At 35.3% G+C, this 19,486-nt stretch carries 19 protein-coding genes; 8 read left to right on the top strand and 11 right to left on the bottom strand.

Going from position 1 to position 19,486, the window contains the following annotated elements; genetic code table 11:
* Positions 1-336 precede the first annotated feature (336 nt).
* The gene (locus ADM90_RS22820; protein WP_053997147.1) at positions 337-1,410 is read right to left on the bottom strand and encodes an ankyrin repeat domain-containing protein; all 1,074 of its coding nucleotides are present in this window, start codon (positions 1,408-1,410) and stop codon (positions 337-339) included.
* Positions 1,411-1,634: 224 nt separating this feature from the next.
* Between ADM90_RS22820 and ADM90_RS22815 the strand changes: the two genes are divergently transcribed.
* Positions 1,635-2,279: a DUF4386 domain-containing protein gene (locus tag ADM90_RS22815; protein WP_327037055.1), complete on the top strand. Its 645-nt coding sequence runs from the start codon at positions 1,635-1,637 to the stop codon at positions 2,277-2,279.
* Here the strand turns inward: ADM90_RS22815 and ADM90_RS22810 are convergent.
* From ADM90_RS22810 to ADM90_RS22785, 7 genes are all read right to left on the bottom strand, one after another.
* On the bottom strand, positions 2,263-2,844 hold the full coding sequence (locus ADM90_RS22810) for a Crp/Fnr family transcriptional regulator (RefSeq protein ID WP_053997145.1): 582 nt from the start codon (positions 2,842-2,844) through the stop codon (positions 2,263-2,265). The two genes, ADM90_RS22815 and ADM90_RS22810, sit on opposite strands and share 17 nt — an antisense overlap.
* Positions 2,845-2,990: 146 nt before the next feature.
* Complete coding sequence (locus ADM90_RS22805; protein WP_053997144.1) at positions 2,991-4,472, bottom strand: malate:quinone oxidoreductase; 1,482 nt, start codon at positions 4,470-4,472, stop codon at positions 2,991-2,993.
* Between the two features lie 536 nt (positions 4,473-5,008).
* A complete protein-coding gene (locus tag ADM90_RS22800; RefSeq protein ID WP_053997143.1) occupies positions 5,009-5,950 on the bottom strand; it encodes a hypothetical protein in 942 nt (313 codons plus the stop codon).
* A 31-nt stretch (positions 5,951-5,981) separates the two neighbouring features.
* Positions 5,982-6,503, bottom strand: a complete 522-nt coding sequence (locus ADM90_RS22795; protein WP_235473800.1) for an RNA polymerase sigma factor — start codon at positions 6,501-6,503, stop codon at positions 5,982-5,984.
* Positions 6,504-6,670: 167 nt separating this feature from the next.
* The gene (locus tag ADM90_RS25415) at positions 6,671-6,796 is read right to left on the bottom strand and encodes a hypothetical protein (protein WP_268766666.1); all 126 of its coding nucleotides are present in this window, start codon (positions 6,794-6,796) and stop codon (positions 6,671-6,673) included.
* Positions 6,797-6,963: 167 nt separating this feature from the next.
* On the bottom strand, positions 6,964-7,242 hold the full coding sequence (locus tag ADM90_RS22790; RefSeq protein ID WP_053997266.1) for a hypothetical protein: 279 nt from the start codon (positions 7,240-7,242) through the stop codon (positions 6,964-6,966).
* 172 nt (positions 7,243-7,414) lie between these two features.
* The gene (locus tag ADM90_RS22785) at positions 7,415-7,615 is read right to left on the bottom strand and encodes a hypothetical protein (protein ID WP_053997142.1); all 201 of its coding nucleotides are present in this window, start codon (positions 7,613-7,615) and stop codon (positions 7,415-7,417) included.
* 282 nt (positions 7,616-7,897) lie between these two features.
* Between ADM90_RS22785 and ADM90_RS22780 the strand changes: the two genes are divergently transcribed.
* Genes ADM90_RS22780 through gnd form a run of 4 tightly spaced genes read left to right on the top strand, consistent with a single transcriptional unit; the run spans position 7,898 to position 12,958 of the window.
* Positions 7,898-8,626 carry a GntR family transcriptional regulator gene (locus ADM90_RS22780; protein WP_053997141.1) on the top strand — a complete coding sequence of 243 codons (729 nt, stop codon included), beginning with the start codon at positions 7,898-7,900 and terminating at the stop codon, positions 8,624-8,626.
* Positions 8,619-10,154: a gluconokinase gene (gntK, locus tag ADM90_RS22775; RefSeq protein ID WP_053997140.1), complete on the top strand. Its 1,536-nt coding sequence runs from the start codon at positions 8,619-8,621 to the stop codon at positions 10,152-10,154. The genes ADM90_RS22780 and gntK overlap by 8 nt, the downstream gene beginning before the upstream one ends.
* A gap of 20 nt (positions 10,155-10,174) precedes the next feature.
* Positions 10,175-11,521: a GntP family permease gene (locus ADM90_RS22770; RefSeq protein WP_053997139.1), complete on the top strand. Its 1,347-nt coding sequence runs from the start codon at positions 10,175-10,177 to the stop codon at positions 11,519-11,521.
* Positions 11,522-11,554: 33 nt separating this feature from the next.
* Positions 11,555-12,958: a decarboxylating NADP(+)-dependent phosphogluconate dehydrogenase gene (gnd, locus tag ADM90_RS22765; RefSeq protein WP_053997138.1), complete on the top strand. Its 1,404-nt coding sequence runs from the start codon at positions 11,555-11,557 to the stop codon at positions 12,956-12,958.
* A gap of 219 nt (positions 12,959-13,177) precedes the next feature.
* Here the strand turns inward: gnd and ADM90_RS22760 are convergent, their stop codons facing one another.
* Entirely contained in the window at positions 13,178-14,716 is a 1,539-nt protein-coding gene (locus ADM90_RS22760; protein WP_053997137.1) for a histidine kinase N-terminal 7TM domain-containing diguanylate cyclase, read from the bottom strand.
* Positions 14,717-14,851: 135 nt separating this feature from the next.
* Here ADM90_RS22760 and ADM90_RS22755 point away from each other — a divergent pair, with 135 nt between their 5' ends.
* Positions 14,852-15,175: a BRCT domain-containing protein gene (locus ADM90_RS22755; protein ID WP_053997136.1), complete on the top strand. Its 324-nt coding sequence runs from the start codon at positions 14,852-14,854 to the stop codon at positions 15,173-15,175.
* 50 nt (positions 15,176-15,225) lie between these two features.
* Here the strand turns inward: ADM90_RS22755 and ADM90_RS22750 are convergent, their stop codons facing one another.
* Complete coding sequence (locus ADM90_RS22750) at positions 15,226-15,867, bottom strand: peptidylprolyl isomerase (RefSeq protein ID WP_053997135.1); 642 nt, start codon at positions 15,865-15,867, stop codon at positions 15,226-15,228.
* A 401-nt stretch (positions 15,868-16,268) separates the two neighbouring features.
* A complete protein-coding gene (locus tag ADM90_RS22745; protein ID WP_053997134.1) occupies positions 16,269-18,134 on the bottom strand; it encodes a leucine-rich repeat domain-containing protein in 1,866 nt (621 codons plus the stop codon).
* Between the two features lie 147 nt (positions 18,135-18,281).
* On the opposite strand from ADM90_RS22745, the gene ADM90_RS22740 reads away from it, so the two are divergent.
* Together ADM90_RS22740 and ADM90_RS22735 are read left to right on the top strand one after the other, a co-directional pair.
* A complete protein-coding gene (locus tag ADM90_RS22740) occupies positions 18,282-18,827 on the top strand; it encodes a PadR family transcriptional regulator (protein WP_053997133.1) in 546 nt (181 codons plus the stop codon).
* 3 nt (positions 18,828-18,830) lie between these two features.
* On the top strand, positions 18,831-19,307 hold the full coding sequence (locus ADM90_RS22735; protein WP_053997132.1) for a DUF4188 domain-containing protein: 477 nt from the start codon (positions 18,831-18,833) through the stop codon (positions 19,305-19,307).
* The last annotated feature ends 179 nt before the right edge of the window (positions 19,308-19,486 follow it).

Genomic DNA, 19,486 nt, shown 5'->3' with positions numbered 1-19,486 from the left:
TGTTGGATTACTCTTAAGTGCTGCATTATCCGTACTCGCTGGTTTTTTACGAACATTCGGATTGGATCAAATTAAAATGAGTATCTGGTATAACGTAGATATTCCTGTTATGTTCAGTATTCCTTTAGCACTTCTAGTAGCTGTATTTCTGCTCTTTTGTGCCATATACGTCAAACGTTCTATCGTATTCTGTATATCAAAGCTTCGAGGATAGAGCGATAAATAAAAGCGTTAAAGAAATAGATATTTTAACGCTTTTATTTAGCTTTTATATCGTCTATAAATATACCTTTAATGATACCTCATCCTCAAAAAGGGGCATTTTAAGCCACCTTGCTAAAGCTCCCCTTCAAGAAAATGAATAAGATATTTTTCCGGTTTAGTAAGGAACTCTTTAAAACTACATAAATCAGCATATTCCTCATGCTCCACATCATAGCATCCAATCTTTCCCTTTGGATTCCAAACAATTTCGATATCAGAATAATTATCAACAGATGCTGAAAGTCGGAGAAGTTTTTGACCGCCGAGCTTCATCTCAATTGTGTCAGTGAGCTTAAAAAACTCAATATGCTGAATGTCATAATCATTTGGGGCAAGCTTAAGATGCAATTGATTTCCTGTCAGAAACTCAACCAATTCCTCTGGTAATTTGTATTTTTTTAATGCCCCTTTTTTGTGCTCTATCGTATGAAGCTCTATAGGCTCACGTGCTTTCAAATAATCCGCTAACTCCCTATTTTTCATACCTACCGCAATTGTGTAAGCTCTTTCTCCACCTTTCTCTGCTAACGTAATATCTGCTCCCTGTTCAACCAAATATTTTACCATACCTAAATTACCCATACGTGTGGCAACAGTTAATGGTGTGGCGCTATAAGGATAGACCATATCTGGCTGTTGATAATTAATATTTACCCCATGGTCAAGTAAATATGAAACTATTTTCATATCATAATTTGATACAGCCTGCCGCAATAATGCTCCACCATGCTGTCGAATATCAAGCCCCAGTTCGTGGATAAGTGGAATATTCCCTTTATTCCCATAGTACGCTTGCGAATAGGCTGCAGATCCAACCTGATTATCTCCATCTAATTTTGCCCCATGCTCAACAATATAGCGAACTAGCCTCTCCTTACAATATCGAACAGCCTTTAAGAAAGCAGGGTTCTTTTCAACATTCAGATTCACATTATGCGCTACCAATAGTTTTACTACATCAAATTGTTGTGAAATCAACGCTAAATCTAATGGACTTAATGATGTGTGCTTACTTAATGGAATAGCCTCTTCAATATTCCAACCATTATCCAGTGCATTTTGTAAAGCAGAAATATCACCATTATAGATATGCATGGCGATTTTCGGTAACTGAGGAAACGTTCCAATATCTTGTAGCTTAATCATCAAATAAATAGCCCCTTTCCTGCATTTACAAATAGTATAGAAAACATACTGCTTTCAGGTAATTTAGTCAATTAAATAACTCTCTTGATTTAAGTTAATGCCTCTGCACAATACTTTCTCTTAAAATAAAAGTAAACATATAGAAAGGGGCTATATTTGCAATGCACATCACTACACAAAAGCTTTCCTCTCAAAGGAAATCCGCTTTTATTGGGGGAATATTTTTGATTATCATGGCTGCGGCTGCATTTTTTTCCTATGGCTATGCTCATCAAAGTCTTGTAGTTAACGGAAATGCCTATGATACTTTTGCTAATCTAAAGTCGTCCTCCACTCTTTTCAAAGCTGAGATTTTCTCTTGGCTTATTATTTTAATTGCAGATATTATTGTTGCTTGGGCATTTTTCATTTTTTTGAAGCCGATACACAAGCAACTTGCACTTCTTGCAGCTTGGCTTCGTCTTATATATACAGCTATTTTGGCTATCGCTATTGCTCATTTAATCCTTGTGCTACTTTTAACAAGCAATTCCGCTCCATTGTTAAATGTCGAAGAGCAAGCGATGTTGTTTTTGAATGGATTTCAAGTAATTTGGGATATGGGATTGATTATTTTCGGAGGGCATTTAATGGTTGTAGGCTATATTACAATGCAGTCTTCTACCATACCTAAAATGATAAGCTTTTTATTATTACTAGCTGGCTTAAGCTATATTATCATGCATACATTGTTGACGTTTTTCCTGCAATTTGAAAAGACGATAGCCATTTTCCAAGCTATTTTAAGCATTCCGATGCTTCTAGGGGAAATTAGCTTTGGTATATGGCTAGTAGTTAAAGGTGGAAAAATCATTAAAAATGGTTATTAAGACGCTTTTTAATCCTGCTTAATGATTCAGGGGTAATGCCAAGGTAGCTTGCCAATTGATGCTGAGGAACACGATTGATTAACGAAGGTCTTTTCTTGATGAATGCTTTATAGCGTTCTTCTGGTGATAATGCAATAAAAGTTGCTAATTCATCTTGCATCTCGCCAAAATTATGCTCAATCATTTTACGGGTCATGATTGCAAGCTGTGTATATTTGTTGTACATCTGTTCTTCAACAATAAGGTCACCTACAACCACTATACAGTCTTCTAAGCAAACAAAAGTATAAGAAGATGCTTTATCCTGCTTATGATGCTGAAAGCTTGTAATAGCCTGCTCCTCTGTATAAAAATTGGAGGTTACCTCTTTTCCTGCCTCATCTAAAGAATATTGTCGAATACAGCCTTGTAAGACAAAGTAGCATTTTGTTGGAATATCTCCTTGTTGAAGAAGTATTGTTCCTTTTTTAACTTCCTCAATTTGTATTTCATTTACAATAGCTAACTTCTGTTCTTCACTAAGGGTTGTATATTTATCCATGTACTTTATAAGGATATCTTTCATTGGGTCCTCCTTTTAAATAAATGGTATATTTTACAGACTATTTTAATATATATAATAATATAAGCTATTTTCCATCAAATAAAAATGGAACCCTCAATCTTTAAAAGATTGAAGGTTCCATATAGAAACGCTTACATAAGTTACCTTTATTTTAACTGAAGTGCTTGATCTGTAGTTTCATTCACTTCTTTTAAAAGCTCTGGGTTTTCTGCTAAAGATAATCCATAAGATGGAATTATTTCTTTAATTTTTGGTTCCCATTCTTTTATTTGTTGTGGGAAACATTTATTGATAACCTCAAGCATAACATGTACAGCTGTAGACGCACCTGGTGAAGCTCCTAGTAACGCTGCAATTGAGCCATCAGCAGCACTTACAACCTCTGTACCAAATTGAAGTGTTCCTTTACCGCCTGCTTCTGTATCTTTAATAACTTGTACACGTTGACCAGCTACAATAATGTCCCAATCATCACTTTTTGCATTTGGAATAAATTCACGTAATTCTTCCATGCGTTGCTCTTTTGACAGCATAAGCTGTTGGATTAAGTATTTCGTTAATGCCATTTCTTTAACGCCTGCTGCTAGTAATGTTGCAATATTATGCGGTTTTACAGAAGCAAATAAATCCATATTTGAACCTGTTTTTAAGAACTTTGGTGAGAAACCTGCGAATGGTCCAAATAATAATGATTTTTTATTATCAATATAACGTGTATCGAGATGTGGAACAGACATTGGTGGCGCACCAACTTTTGCTTTTCCATATACTTTTGCATGGTGCTGATTAGCAACCTCTTGATTTTTACATGCTAAAAATAGACCGCTAATAGGGAATCCACCAATATGTTTTCCTTCAGGAATACCCGATTTTTGTAGCAACTCTAAGCTTCCTCCACCAGCGCCAAGGAAAACAAAGTTGGCTGTGTGATATTCCATTTTACAGCCATCTAAATCATGAACATGCACTTCCCATGAACCATCACTGTTTTGTTTTAAGCTTTCAACACTATGATTGTAGTTAATATCAACATCTTGTGTTTTTAAATGATCGAATAACATACGTGTTAAAGCACCAAAGTTAACATCTGTACCCGCATCGATTTTCGTTGCAGCAATGTCTTCATCTGCTGGACGATTCTCCATAATCAATGGAATCCAATTTTTTAGTGTTGCAGGATCATCAGAAAATTCCATTCCCTCAAATAATGGATTTTTCTTCATCGTTTCATAACGTTTTTTTAGGAATTCAACATTTTCTTTTCCCTGTACTAAACTCATGTGTGGTAGAGGCATAATGAAGTCTTGTGGATTAGCAATCAACTTATTGTTTACAAGATACGACCAAAATTGCTTTGAAACTTGGAACTGCTCATTCACATTAATCGCTTTTTTGATATCAATGGATCCATCTTTTTTCTCAGAAGTATAGTTCAACTCACATAGCGCAGCATGTCCAGTTCCCGCATTGTTCAACTCATGAGAACTTTCTTCTCCTGCTTTTTCTAGCTTTTCGAACACTGTAATTTTCCAATCTGGTGCTAATTCTTTGAGCAGTGTTCCCAAAGTTGCACTCATGATTCCGGCACCAATTAAGATAACATCTGATTTAATTTGTCTGTTACTCATTTTTACCTTCCTTATATATTAAGATTTGCAGAAAGGATGTAAGCTCTCCTGCTTAGAAGTACAGTAAGCCTTGGAGTAACCGTGGAGCACACCATTTCTGTATCAATTATTACCTTCTTGCAGTTTATCACAATTAATTCAAGAATAAAATATCAACAATTTATATGAGGCTTATCCGTTTTTTTCGAGCCTTTCTATTCATAATTCAAGCAAAAAACCTCCTATTATTTTATAGGTAATTTAGATGATATGAAATTATCGGCAGCTAAATAGTTGACATTTTGATATAAACCAATTCTTTATGTTGTTATATCTATATAATAACATAAAAACAAGGAGATCGCCTTTTTTCTAAACTAGCTCCATATTCATAAGAATTTTATCAAGAAACAGCTATTTTGAATTAATCTTTTAACACTATTCCCCTCTATTTTTTTAAAAACATCCCAAGCATCTTTATCTATTCCGTCAGATGCCTCTATTTATTTTTCTGTAATATTATTTTTTAAAAACAATATCATTATATTAAGATATATTTATTCTCCATATTTTTTAACAGTTAATTCCTTACGACTCACTATATAGCTTACTACTACGTTTTCAATAAGAGCTGTATCTTCATATGAAAGGCTTCCTCTAAATTCTAATGTATCATTGTTCTTCCATACAAGATGATCTGCATAGCTATAGCTTTCATGGTCCATGCGAATCCACGTAGTTAATTCTTTTTGTGCCCCGTATTTGACCCTTGCCGACTCTATTAATTCAGGACTTCCCAGCCCTTCTTCAATATTAAGTATCTCCACAAAATCACTTTTATTAGAATTGGTGACAATTGCGACTAAATTCCGATCTGGCGAAGGAATGATTTCTTTAATATACATTGATGGCGTTGAAAAGCTAACACTGGTTTCAAGCCTATTCTCTTTAATACGCCAAAGAACATTTTGACTACCATAATCCGAATAATTATTAAATAATGTAAATATGATACTATCATCTGCCAATTTATATACATATGGACTTTGAAATTTTTGTGATAAAATATCCACTGCAAAAGCCGCCGCATCAGCAATTTTTCCATTATCATCTTGCATAAAAGGCTTAATTTTTGTAAGTGCCTTCTTTCTCATCTTTTGATTATTAAAGCTTTCAACTAACCTATTAATCGCTATATAAATATACTCGTCATTATCACTATCTAAAGCCTTTAAAAACTTATCAGCATCATATTGTGTAACTGGCATTAACTCTATATTTTCTGTTGTTAAATAACGAATATAAAGCTCCGCATTTTGATTTTTATAGTAAACCGCTGCTAATGAGGCTGTGGAAATAGAACTGATAATCATCAAACATATAGCTATAGCTATCCACTTTTTAGGTAAATTTGTTCTCTTTATTTTCTCTCGACCAGCCGCTTCAATTAAATCTTCATCAATTAAGCCAATCTCTTTATATAAATCCTCTTTCTTCATAATTGAATCCCCTCCTCTTCCAAATAAAATCTTAGTTTATTACGCGTCCTAAATAATCTAGTTTCACCTTGCTACTACTCATTTGAAAATGTATTGCAAGCTCAGCAATGGAATAAGAATACCAATACCTATGAATAAATAAATTACGGGATTGCTGATCTATCGTATATAAAAATTGACTAATATACTTTGCTATTTCGCCAGCCTCATACTCTGTTTCAACCGTATATGGAGAGGCAATACACTCTTCCAGCTCGGCTAATATCATATTAAATTCAGGATTTCTCTTTTTAGCTGTATTATAGCTATATCTATCAAGTGCTATATTACGCATAATTTTGCCTAGAAACACTGCTAGTCTTTTCGGTATGGTTGGGGGTATTGTATGCCAAGCTGCCAGATATGTATCATTTTCACATTCTTCAATATCTCTATAGCTTGACAAAATATTCCTTGCTATCACCTTACAGTAAGCACCGTATTTATCCTTCGTTTCCACAATAGCTTGTTGGGAGCGTTGGATATAGAGAGCAACTATTTTTTCATCTTCCATACATTTCTTCTCCTTTTATTCACTGTTACTTATTAAAGTAGAAAATCTTTAAAATTGGTTGCACTTTAGAACAAAAAATTTTTGTCAACCTTCAATGGCCATATGCTATCCATCTCATTCAAAAAGCCGTACTTGCACAGAGCAAATACGACTTTTTCCACATGCCTTTACAATAACTTCATCAAAAGCTGATAAAACAACCCTTTATATTGAATATCAAGTACACCAGCAATAATAATGACGATAATTATTAAAAATACAAACATCTTCTTATTTTCGGAAATCCATTTCAATAGAGACCACTCCTCTAGCTTTATAGTAAACATCTATAAGTATAGATGAGGTTCCTGCATAATAGTAATCCCTATTTATGTAAAAATAATGTCATTACACATAAGAATATTTGCAATAAGCATTAAAGGCTTAAGCCCATCTATTTGGACTTAAGCCTCTCTACATTTTATTGCCCTGTTATGTTTTCCTTCATTTCATGTAATTGCTGCTTAATCTGCGCTAGGTATTCTTTGTTTTGCTGCACTGTATCTAAATGTTCACCATATTGTTCTGCATTGACACGCGCATTTTCCGCATGCTCTATTTGATTAAAGGCATGCTCTATCGCTATCTCCTCTGGGTGTGATTTCGCATGCTTTAACAAACGATCGGCTTTTTGAACAGAATTACTAAACAATGTACTAGGATGATCTTGCTTCCAACTTGTATCTGAGTGTTTCGCCACTTTATCCATCTTCCCTTCTTAAAAAAGTTAAATGTTCTAAATATAGTATTATAAACAATTCAAAAAATATAACCTGAAGAACACCACATATTATTTCCCAGGTTATAAAAAGGAACTAAGGCATACACCTTAGTCCTTCTTCTCAATGTGTTGAATAGCCGTCAAATATATCTTAGTGCCATGCAGTTCGCTCGCTTACAGGTTGTTTGGTATCTGTTTTCTCTCGCATTTGGGCTAAGTTATTTACATTATCAAGCTCAAATTCAGATCCAAACTCCCCCTGCTGAAGCTTTTGGTGATGATGGTTGCTTTTGCTTGCACTTCTCGCCCCATTGACTTTTGCACTGTTACGATTGTTCTTCATATTTGACATAACCATCCTCCATTGATTATTTGAAAGGTTATAGAGCCATTTGGTTTATAAACCTTTCATCCCTAAAGTTTGCCCATGACTAGAAATTTTATGAATAAAAGCTTTGGATGCTTCTCTTGTTAGACATAAAAAGTCATTATTTAGGGTAAATATATTGGCGTATCTTTACTTATTATCATTCCCAAAAGTTTGAAAAAATTTTTTAAGATCCTTGCAATCCTATTTTCTTTTTGGCTATAATACTTGTATACAAGTATACTTAAAAATAAAAAAGGTGATATTATGAGCGAATCTAAGGACTATTTATATCCACAAAAATGGCTTTCTAAGGCTTCGACAGGAGATCGCGTCGCATATGAACTTAGAATGCGGATTATTGCAGGCATAATTGAAAGCGGTACCATTCTTTCTGAAAATAAATTGGCTGCTGATTTTGAAGTAAGCCGTTCACCTATCCGTGAAGCATTAAGAACACTGTCATCTGAAAATATTATCCGCTTAGAAAAAACAGGCGCTGTTGTACTAGGCTTGTCAGAAAAAGAAATTGAAGAAATTTATGATGTGCGTTTATTGATTGAAACATTTGTGTTTGAACGCCTTATCAAAATAGATACAACTAACCTAGCCATGGAGCTTAGTAAAACCTTAGAAATGATGAAGGTTGCCATAAAATATAATGACGCTGATGAATTTTCTTATCAGGATATACTGTTCCATGAAGCCATTATTCGCTCCATTGGACACTCTTATATCACCATGATTTGGAATAACCTAAAGCCAGTAATGGAAGGTTTTATTCTGCTATCAATGCGGATGCGCTTTAAAGAAAAATATGAAGATTTTGATCGGATTATTAAAAACCATGAATTGTACATTGATGCTATTAAAACAAAGGATAGAAAGCTTATGATTAAATCCTTGCATGAAAACTTCGATGATGTCCAAGGTAAGGTAGAAGATTTATGGAGATCTCAAATGCTATCTAAAGGAGTTGAAGCACAAGATGACTAGCTATATGTTAGGGGTCGATATCGGGACTACAAGCACAAAAGCTGTTCTATTCAGTGAGCAAGGCAAAGTAATTCAACATGAGAATATTGGATATCCGCTTCATACACCTGATATTTCAACAGCTGAGCAAAATCCAGATGAAATTTTTCATGCTGTCCTTCAAGCTATTAAAAATATTATAAAAGATCATTCGGACAAGCCGCTTTTATTTATTTCCTTTAGTAGTGCTATGCATAGTGTTATTGCCATAGATGAAGACGATCAGCCATTAACGCCTGTTATTACATGGGCAGATAATCGTAGCGAAGCATGGGCACATAAAATTAAAGATGAATGGAATGGACATGAAATTTATAAAAGAACAGGTACACCTATTCATCCAATGTCACCGTTAAGTAAAATTACATGGCTTGTCAATGAATACCCTGAAATAGCAAGTAAAACAAAAAAATATATTGGCATTAAAGAATACATTTTTAAAAAGTTTTTCGATCAATATGTGGTCGATTATTCATTAGCTTCAGCTATGGGTATGATGAATCTTCATACATTAGATTGGGATGAAGCCGCATTAACAGTTGCAGGTATTACAAAAGCGCAATTATCTACGCTTGTGCCAACAACTAAGCAATTTACTAACTGCAATGCTAAGTTAGCAAAACAAATTGGCATTAACCCACAAACACCTTTTATCATTGGTGCAAGTGATGGTGTCCTATCCAATTTAGGAGTCAATGCCATCAAAGAAGGAGAGATCGCTGTCACAATTGGCACAAGTGGTGCGATTCGTACAATTATTGATAAACCAAAGACAGATGTGAAAGGTAGAATTTTCTGCTATGCCTTAACAGAGAATCATTGGGTTATTGGCGGACCTGTCAACAATGGCGGTATGATTTTCCGCTGGATTCGAGATGAATTTGCTTCTTCTGAAATTGAAACAGCTAAAAGATTGGGCATTGATCCATACGAAGTATTAACGAAAATTGCCGAACGTGTTAGACCTGGTGCTGATGGATTACTATTCCATCCATATTTATCAGGCGAACGGGCACCTTTATGGAATCCAGATGTACGCGGTTCATTTTTCGGCTTAACCATGTCCCATAAAAAAGAGCATATGATTCGAGCTGCCCTAGAAGGGGTTATTTATAATCTCTATACGGTTTATTTAGCTTTACTTGAATGTATGGAAGGCCCTGTCACTCGTATTCAAGCAACAGGAGGCTTCTCACGCTCTGAAATTTGGCGACAAATGATGGCAGATATTTTTGAATCAGATGTAGTCGTGCCTGAAAGCTATGAAAGCTCCTGTTTAGGTGCTTGCATTTTAGGCTTATATGCTACTGGAAAAATTGATTCCTTTGAAATTGTTGCTGAGATGATCGGTGATACGTATAAACATACACCAAAAGAAGAAGCTGTAAAGGAATATAGACAGCTACTGCCTATTTTTATACGTCTTTCACGACTATTAACAGATGACTATACAGCTATTGCCGATTATCAAAGAAACTTAAATAAATAAGCTTCAGAGGAGGAACATATATGCCATTAGTTATTGTCGGTATTGGAATTATTGCACTATTAATTTTAATCATGGGCTTTAAACTAAATACTTTTATTTCATTAATCATCGTATCGTTTGGCGTGGCTTTAGCTCTTGGCATGCCTTTAACAGAAATTGTGCCAACAATTGAAGCTGGCTTGGGCGGAACACTTGGTCACCTAGCATTAATATTTGGTTTAGGTGCTATGCTAGGTCGATTAATTGCTGATGCAGGTGGTGCACAGCGTATCGCCATGACACTTGTTAATAAATTTGGGGAAAAGAATATTCAATGGGCTGTTGTAGCAGCATCATTTATTATTGGTATCGCTTTGTTCTTTGAAGTAGGGCTAGTGTTATTAATTCCCATTGTCTTTGCCATTTCAAGAGAATTAAAGGTTTCCATTCTATATCTCGGTATTCCCATGACAGCAGCCTTATCTGTTACACATGGATTTTTACCACCACATCCAGGCCCTACCGTAATTGCTGGAGAATTTGGAGCGAATATTGGCGAAGTATTACTTTACGGATTTATTATTGCCATTCCAACTGTTATTTTAGCCGGACCGCTCTTTACAAAGGTGGCAAAAAAGCTAGTACCTGAATCCTTCAACAAGGAGGGAAATATTGAATCTTTAGGTGAGCAAAAAACATTTAAAATAGAAGAAACACCCAGCTTTGGTATCAGTGTTTTCACTGCATTATTACCTGTTATTTTAATGTCGATTGCCACAGTTATTACGTTGTTACAAAAAACAATAGGCTTTGAGGATAACACGCTATTAGCAGCTATCCGTTTTATTGGAGAGGCTGGTACTGCCATGTTAATCTCCTTATTAGTTGCAGTTTATACGATGGGGGTAGCAAGAAATATTCCAATTAAACAAGTAATGGAATCCTGTACAACAGCTATCCTGCATATCGGGATGATGCTTTTAATTATTGGTGGTGGTGGCGCCTTCAAACAAGTGCTGATTAATGGCGGCGTTGGTGACTATGTAGCCGAACTATTTAATGGCACTACGTTATCACCTATTTTACTTGCGTGGATGATCGCTGCAATTTTACGTATTTCATTAGGGTCTGCTACAGTTGCTGCGTTAACAACAGCAGGACTTGTTATCCCAATGCTAGGTCAAAGTGATGTTAATCTTGCATTGGTCGTTCTTGCTACAGGAGCAGGAAGCTTAATTGCTTCCCATGTAAATGATGCAGGCTTTTGGATGTTTAAAGAATATTTTGGCTTAAGCATGAAGGAAACATTTGCAACATGGACATTACTAGAAACAATTGTATCCGTAGCTGGACTAGGTTTTATTTTATTACTTAGTTTATTTGTATAACAATCATCAACATCTACTAAAGGAGCGAAAAAAATGTTAAATACAATAGGTGTTATTGGTTTAGGCGTTATGGGTAGTAATCTTGCTCTGAATATGGCCAATAAAGGTGAACATGTATCGATCTATAATTATACAAGGGATTTAACGGATAAACTTTTGGAAAAAGTCGAAGGACAAATGCTTACGCCCTACTATGTCCTAGAAGACTTTGTACAATCATTAGAAAAACCTCGTAAAGTATTTCTAATGGTGACAGCAGGCAAGGCGATTGATTCGGTGATTCAATCCTTAGTGCCTCTCCTTGAAAAAGGCGATATTATTATGGATGGTGGGAACTCTCACTATAAAGATACTGAACGTAGATACAATGAGCTAAAAGCACAAGGTATCGGATATTTAGGAATTGGTATTTCAGGCGGAGAGATTGGTGCGTTAACAGGCCCTTCGATTATGCCTGGTGGCGATCAAGATATTTATGAAAAAGCTGCTCCTATTTTAACAAAGATAGCGGCACAAGCTGATGGCACACCATGTTGCACATATATTGGTCCTGAGGGTGCAGGGCATTTTGTGAAAATGGTGCATAATGGTATTGAATATGCAGATATGCAGCTTATTGCAGAAGCCTATACATTTTTACGGGAAAATGTAGGCCTATCGGTTGAGGAAATTGCTGATACTTTTGAAACATGGAATCAAGGTGAGTTAAAAAGTTATTTAATCGAAATTACTGCGGAAATTTTAAGGAAAAAGGATGATCTAACAGGCTTACCATTAATTGATGTGATTCTCGATAAAGCTGGTCAAAAAGGGACAGGAAAATGGACAAGTATGCAATCCATTGATAACGGCATTCCTACATCCATTATTACAGAGGCACTCTTCGCTCGCTATATATCTGCGTTAAAAGAGGAACGTGTCCATGCGGAAAAGGTTTTAGCAGGGCCTAACAAAAAACATCTTCAAGACCTAGATAAAAATAGGTGGATTGAATCTGTAAGACAAGCATTATATATGGGGAAAATTTGTGCCTATGCACAAGGGTTTACACAATATAAAATGACATCTGAGCTTTATAACTGGAACTTGCCATTAAAGGATATTGCGCTTATTTTCCGTAGTGGCTGTATTATCCGAGCAGAATTTTTAAATGTAATTAGCGAAGCTTATCAAAATCAACCTGCGCTTGCTAATTTATTAATTGCGCCATATTTTGCCGAAAAAACAAAGGACTATCAAAGTGGATTAAGAAAAATGGTTTGTGAAGGTATTCTATCAGGCACTGCCTTACCTTGCTTAAGTGCTTCTCTTTCCTATTATGATAGCTATCGAACTGGATCCTCTAATGCTAATCTGCTTCAGGCACAGCGCGATTATTTTGGTGCTCACACATATGAACGACGTGACCAAGAAGGCATTTTCCACACCAATTGGTAGTGAGAAGTTTGTTTAAGGGCAAATCTTTGCGCTGAAGGGTGACAATTTATTGTGACCACCGCTTGTTTAGCAGAAAAAAGCTGTGCAAAATGATGTTTACTTTGTACACAGTCTATGTCTAGATTTTTGGGGGCTTGCGTGACAATTGAAGCCTTTTATTGAATCAAGAGAAAGCTCAACCATACATCATCCTGTTATGATTGTATAGTTGAGCTTTTTTTACCCTTTATAAATATATACTCGATTCCGTCCTGCCCGTTTTGCTAAATAAAGTGCTTGATCTGCTTTATTTAAAAGTTGATACAATGTTTCCTCGTGATGTATGACTTCTGCTACACCACAGCTAATGGTAGTTGTAATCATTCCCTCAGTAGTGTGCAGGGGCTGTGAGGCTACACTGTGACAAAGCTGCTCTGCTAAGGCCTCACCCTCTGCCAATGTACTACCTTTAAGCGCAAGTACAAATTCCTCACCCCCATACCTCGCAAAAAGCTCTCCCTTTGTTAATTGACTTTGGCAAACCTTTGCAACATGGACAAGGACTTGATCGCCAATCGCATGACCATACGTATCATTTACTTTTTTAAAATAATCAATATCCATTAAAATCACTGTAAAGGCGGTTGATGCTTCTATGGCCTCGCGATAAGCTTGATTACATTGCTTGAAAAATGCACGACGGTTATAAATCTGGGTTAATTCATCATAATAAGCTTGTTGTTCTAGCATTGTTTGTAAATTTTTCAGCGCTGTAATATCTGTAAAAATAAGTAATATTCCTTTGTCATGCTGTAGTGCTGTAATACGAACCTGATAAGTACGGATAGTTTGCTCAGCTGTTGTCAGAGTTATCTCAAACTCGCGCGTCTCTAATGTAAATGGCATGGATTGTCCAGCTACAATAAACCATACTTGAGCAAAATCCATACCAAACATAGATTTTGATAACTGCGGAAACATTTTTCGACATGCTTGGTTAAACTCAATTAATCGATAGAATTGATCTAACACAATCACACCATCATTAATACTATGAAATATTGCATCTTTGGCAACTGGCATTACCCTAAACAAATGAGAAGAATGAATGGACCATAAGTACAATAGCGAAGAAACCCATAAAGTCATTGGAACAGGATCAATTCCTTGAGGTGTAAAACCCATTAAATATACAAAGCCCATGATCATTGGGATAAATTGACCACACATTAGCGCAATTAATTGCCATCGATATGTCTTAACAGTTTCTTTCCAATGGGCTAATACTAATAAAAATGCTACAAACATACTGGCAAATGTAAATACACCATGAATGATATACCATACACCGATTTCCTGATGAATATAAGGAACCCCACGCACAGGATCAATCTCAAATACTCTATAATGAAAATGGTGTATATCATTTGTAGCAACCATGATTAAACTAATAAAGGGAATTACAAGAAGTATTACTATCTTATTTTTCGTAATATTAAAGCCTATATATTGCATAATAAACAATAATCCTAGAGGAGCCGAAATAGCCATACCAGCATATGAAATAGTTGTCCAAAACTTTATAGCTCCTAGTGTTGTCGCAATCATACCAAAAGCACAAGCAAAGCAGTACAAAGCTACGAAGGCTGTGTAGCCAACAAATAATTGAGCAATTTTTGTATAGTGATAGCGCTTTAGAAATACATATAAACATAAATACAAATTTAATACGCCCGATATGCAACTAAGAGTAATAAAAGCAGTCAATTGCGAATTCATATTTATGTACCTCATTAATTTTTAATTTTAATGTAACATAAATGCAAAGTTTTGTAGATTAGTTTATAAAGGTTTTTATTACAAATTATTACAATTTAATCACTTTCATATTTCTTATAGCAAGGAGTATTTCATATGACTAATTCAGATATTAACTTCCTTTCTGATTTATCCGAAAGCCTCGTACATCCTTTTTATCATAAATATATCGTCTTTACAGGTGCGCTTTCCACAATGACACGCTCAAAGGCTACTAAACATATAAATGCTTGTGGCGGGATAGTGCAAGGAGCCGTTACATCAAAAACGGATTTCGTTATTCTTGGTAATAAACATCGAGGCACTAGCACAAAGCAACTCAAAGCAGAGCAGTTGATCGATCTTGGGGTAGATATTCAAATAATTGTAGAGGATGATTTCTTATGGCTAATTTCCATACCGACAAAGCCTCAAATTTAAAAAGTAAGTCGATTTTTGAGCATTCAAAAATCGGCTTACTATTCTAGTAACTATTTATGAACCTTTGGCGCTGGATAATCAAAGCCCTTCGTATCAACCTCTACCTTTTTAATTTGCTGATCTTCTAATGGTTTATCAGCACCATCTCGCTCAACCGCAACAATGGCATCAACTGTTTCCATTCCCTCAATCACTTTCCCAAAAGCCGCATACTCACCATCGAGACGTTTTTCTTGCTCCACCATAATGAAAAATTGTGAGCCTGCCGAATTTAGATCCTGTGAACGAGCCATTGAAATCACACCACGCTCATGCTGTAGTTTATTCTCAAAGCCATTCAATGAAAACTCACCATCAATCGAATAGTCTGGACCACCTGTACCATTCCCTAATGGATCACCACCTTGAATCATAAAGCCCGGAATGACTCTATGGAAAATAAGTCCATCATAGAATCCTTTTTCGACTAAAGAGATAAAATTTGCTACTGTATTTGGCGCTACAGCAGGCTCTAGTTCAATCACGATTTTTTCATCACTGTTCATAGTAATGGTTACAATTGGATTTTCCTTTACCTCTGATGCATAATCCACCGTATAATCTCCATTGTTCACATCTTCTGTTGTGCCACAGCCTACCAAAAGGAGGACAAGTGTTAGTAATACCAGTAACCCTTTAGAGCGTACAACCATTTTTTCAACTCCTATTGATCAATATTTCACATTATTAACTTTATCGCATTATCATTCTATTGTGAACAAAACTCTTAGATAAGCTACCTAAGTCAACCTCTTTTGAATAACCCTTCTCTCTTAATAAAAGTGTATTAGTCATTTTCATAATGGTATACTTCCTGACTATCATGTAAATCTTGATTTATCCTTACTTCCTATTCTTTAGTTAACAAGGTTAGTAGATATTTTAGAATTATATGAATAGCCTTTAAGACTACTAGAAAAGTAGATTTTCACTAAATAAATATGCTCTTTCCATCAATGAAAATAGATTAATTATTGGGTTATTCAGTGACCCTCCTCCTTTTTGTATTCGTCTTAGTTTATATCTTAATTTTCCATACTTTTAAACAACCTTGTTATTCGTACACAACTCCTTTATCGAGCATTGATTTATTTTGTACTGGATTCCCTAAAATATATAGCTTTTTTAAATTAGGTAAACTTACTAAAGGCTCAATATTTGAAATGGCGTTATTTTCTAAATGAAGTACCTCAATTTGTTGCCAATTCTCCATAAAGCTTAGTGATTGCAATGTGCTATCCTGCATTGTAAATGAATGTAAGGCAGTCATATTCTTAAAGTAAGGCATCATTTTGTTCACATCATTCAACCAATCCCCTCCATCAATTTTAAAAGATGGCTTGTAGAGGGCTAATTGCTCTAATGTATTATTTACAAATGGCTTTTCACTGTTGATGCTAAAAGAGCAACTTCGGCAATCCAATGTTTTTATGTGCTGCAAATTAAATAATTCATGTGTTTCATTGAAAAAATATGCCTCACCTACATGTAATTTTTGTAAGTTAGGTAATTGATTTAACGAGCGAATATTAATAAATTCCTCGCCCTCCACTGTGGAAAGCTGCTCCAACTGTGGAAATTTCAATAGTTGCGTTACATCAAAATTCGAGGAAAGATGAACAGTCAAATCTTTTAATGCTGGTGCATTTAATTTAGGAATAAAGGCTTCATCCAATTCTGTCATCTTTAAATTTTCTGCAATAATTGCTGGCACAATCCCTTTATAATAACCTGTTATTTTCAGCTCTGTTAAAGACGATAAGCTACCTATAGCTTCAAGTGAATCTAACTCGAGAAGGCTTTCTAAGCTTAGCCTCGTCAACGACTGCTTATTTCTAATAGGCTCTATGTTTGTAATAAATGTGTAATTTAAGCAGAGCGACTGTAAATTTGGCATGCTTTGCAGAAAATCCACTGTTTTTAAGTTTTTAGCATGCTCTATACGTAATTCACGCAATTGACTTAACGAATATAGTACACTAAAATCTGCTGCATCCGTATACATAATGTTTAAAGCTTGTAAATCTGTTAACGAGGATAACCAGTGAAAATCATCGACACCGTATATGGCAAATGATTTTAGCTTTAGCTGGTGTAATAAATGAAAATCTGTCACCGACTCATCGACATACGTAATTTCTAGTGACTGTAAATTCGGAAAGTCTAGCAATAAAGCAAGCTCTTGATTATTGCGAATCTGTGTCGTTAGCTCTATAATTTTCGATTTATCCCCTATAAACTCTGCTACTTTAGTAAATGATTCGTTGAATGCTGTTGAATAGCTTTTTAAACCTTTTAAATGCTCAAAGCTTATTTGTTCGCTTTGTTCGATTTCATATTCATTATCTAGCTTTAGCTTCGTTAAACCTGTAAAAGCTTCAAAATCCTTTTGCTCGATTCTTTGTTTATTTAACAGCTTATCCATCATTGTATAGTTAAAAATTTCAGCCTGTTCGTTTGAAAATGGATCATCAAAACTATATTCAAAATGCCACTGCTCATCGAAATTACGAGCAGAGAAATAGCGGATTGTCGCAATTTCTTCTTTAGTAGGTAGCGCATCCCCTTTATTGAAAATATCCTGTAGGAAAAATAGGAGCGCTTCACTTTCAGGCATTGTACGAACCTCTACTTTATGCTCACTATCTGTTTTTGTATCCCCCAACGTAAAATATCCTAAAAACATCAGGATAATAATCACTGGTATCAACAACAGTAAAGCTTTCCATTTTGGAGGCGTATGTGCTGTCTGTTGAGTAGGAGATACTCCATAATAATTGTTAATCGTTTGGTTAATATAATAAACTTTATTTTCCTTCAATAATAACTCTGTATCACAATAAGGGCATGTAATTGCTTGCCCTTCCTTGTATTCAAGCTTTCCATTACAATTTGGACAATTTAATTTAATCAACCCCATTAGCCACCCTCCTTTTCATTTATTAAAGCAAATTTTTATATAGATAAAAATAGGAGAAGATACCCCCTTTACTTGGTCTTGCATTTTTTAATACCACTCGTTATTATATATCTAAATGATATATATCTTTTAGATAGGTGTGAAAATATGAAAAGTTATAACGACACAACATATGCAATATTAGGGATATTAACGACGGAATGTAAATCAGGCTATGCCATTAAACAGTTGATTGATAGAAGCCTTCAACATTTTTGGAAAATTAGTTATGGACAAATCTATCCAACGCTTAAATTAATTTCCCAGGAAGGATTAGCAGAGGTACGCACTTCCACGAGTACTGGAAAACCTGATAAAAATGAATATTATCTAACTGCCAAAGGGCTAGAGGTATTAAAAAATTGGTTAGAGCAGCCCATTGAACAATTTCCAAAAGAACGCAATGAGGTTTTACTTAAATTATTTTTTGGACACTATCAATCTGAGGAAAGCCAACTATTGCTGCTACAAAATTATAAGGAAACACTTGAGGGACGCTATCAAACTTATGTAGCGATTGAACACGCAATCCATCAGGAGACAAGTGAAAATTTAAAGTATTGGCTATTTACATTGGATTATGGAAAAAGGACAACTCAGGCCACAATTGAATGGTGTGATTTTACGCTTGAGCAACTTCAAAAGGAGGAATAGAACATGGCTAACAAAGTTTATACTGGGCGCTATACAGTTGATAACGCAAAGGATATGGTCGTTTTTATTATTGGCATGAGAGTAAATAAACGCCTCGCTGTTCACAAATGGTTTCCTGTATTTACAGCCATGCCTGGCATGGTTAAAGAGCTTTATACAAACAAGGAAAAGCTGGGCTTTTTATCAATGGAAAGCTATTTTGGACTAAAAACAACGACGATGATTCAATATTGGCGTTCGCTTGAAGACTTGCTCGCCTATGCTAAAAACGAAAAGCATTTAGCTGCTTGGAAGCAATTTAATCAAAAAGTAAATAATAATGAGGCAGTTGGTATTTATCATGAAACCTACCAAATTCGTAAAGGTGCTTATGAGGCCATTTATGTCAATATGCCACATTATGGCTTAGGAAAGGCTTTGCCACATATTGCGGTGACTGCCGAAAAGAATTCTGCTTCTAAAAGGCTTAACAATGAATAATTTTGTTAATGAAAAAGCTAGGAGATGTTATAAAAACATCTCCTAGCTTTAGCTATAAAAGAAATAAAATGAACCTTCAATCAGTAGGGGCTTACATCCTATAGCCTCTGCTCAAAAAATATCTTTTAATATGGCATCAAAACTTGTTCGGTGCTTTTGTGATAGTCAAATTTAACAGA

The organism is Lysinibacillus macroides (assembly GCF_001281525.1).
GTDB lineage: Bacteria > Bacillota > Bacilli > Bacillales_A > Planococcaceae > Lysinibacillus > Lysinibacillus macroides.
The sequence above is the reverse complement of the archived record's forward strand: the minus strand, read 5'-3'. Positions and strand labels throughout refer to the sequence as shown.

Bases quoted from the DNA above. Each gene is read 5' to 3' on its own strand.
- ADM90_RS22780 (WP_053997141.1), top strand. From the start codon at position 7,898: ATGAGCGAATCTAAGGACTATTTATATCCACAAAAATGGCTTTCTAAG.
- ADM90_RS22820 (WP_053997147.1), bottom strand. From the start codon at position 1,410: ATGATTAAGCTACAAGATATTGGAACGTTTCCTCAGTTACCGAAAATC.
- ADM90_RS22750 (WP_053997135.1), bottom strand. From the start codon at position 15,867: ATGGTTGTACGCTCTAAAGGGTTACTGGTATTACTAACACTTGTCCTC.
- ADM90_RS22800 (WP_053997143.1), bottom strand. From the start codon at position 5,950: ATGAAGAAAGAGGATTTATATAAAGAGATTGGCTTAATTGATGAAGAT.
- ADM90_RS22810 (WP_053997145.1), bottom strand. From the start codon at position 2,844: ATGAAAGATATCCTTATAAAGTACATGGATAAATATACAACCCTTAGT.
- ADM90_RS22795 (WP_235473800.1), bottom strand. From the start codon at position 6,503: ATGGAAGATGAAAAAATAGTTGCTCTCTATATCCAACGCTCCCAACAA.
- ADM90_RS22805 (WP_053997144.1), bottom strand. From the start codon at position 4,472: ATGAGTAACAGACAAATTAAATCAGATGTTATCTTAATTGGTGCCGGA.
- ADM90_RS22760 (WP_053997137.1), bottom strand. From the start codon at position 14,716: ATGAATTCGCAATTGACTGCTTTTATTACTCTTAGTTGCATATCGGGC.
- ADM90_RS22755 (WP_053997136.1), top strand. From the start codon at position 14,852: ATGACTAATTCAGATATTAACTTCCTTTCTGATTTATCCGAAAGCCTC.
- ADM90_RS22735 (WP_053997132.1), top strand. From the start codon at position 18,831: ATGGCTAACAAAGTTTATACTGGGCGCTATACAGTTGATAACGCAAAG.
- gnd (WP_053997138.1), top strand. From the start codon at position 11,555: ATGTTAAATACAATAGGTGTTATTGGTTTAGGCGTTATGGGTAGTAAT.
- ADM90_RS22785 (WP_053997142.1), bottom strand. From the start codon at position 7,615: ATGTCAAATATGAAGAACAATCGTAACAGTGCAAAAGTCAATGGGGCG.
- ADM90_RS22745 (WP_053997134.1), bottom strand. From the start codon at position 18,134: ATGGGGTTGATTAAATTAAATTGTCCAAATTGTAATGGAAAGCTTGAA.
- ADM90_RS22770 (WP_053997139.1), top strand. From the start codon at position 10,175: ATGCCATTAGTTATTGTCGGTATTGGAATTATTGCACTATTAATTTTA.
- ADM90_RS22740 (WP_053997133.1), top strand. From the start codon at position 18,282: ATGAAAAGTTATAACGACACAACATATGCAATATTAGGGATATTAACG.
- gntK (WP_053997140.1), top strand. From the start codon at position 8,619: ATGACTAGCTATATGTTAGGGGTCGATATCGGGACTACAAGCACAAAA.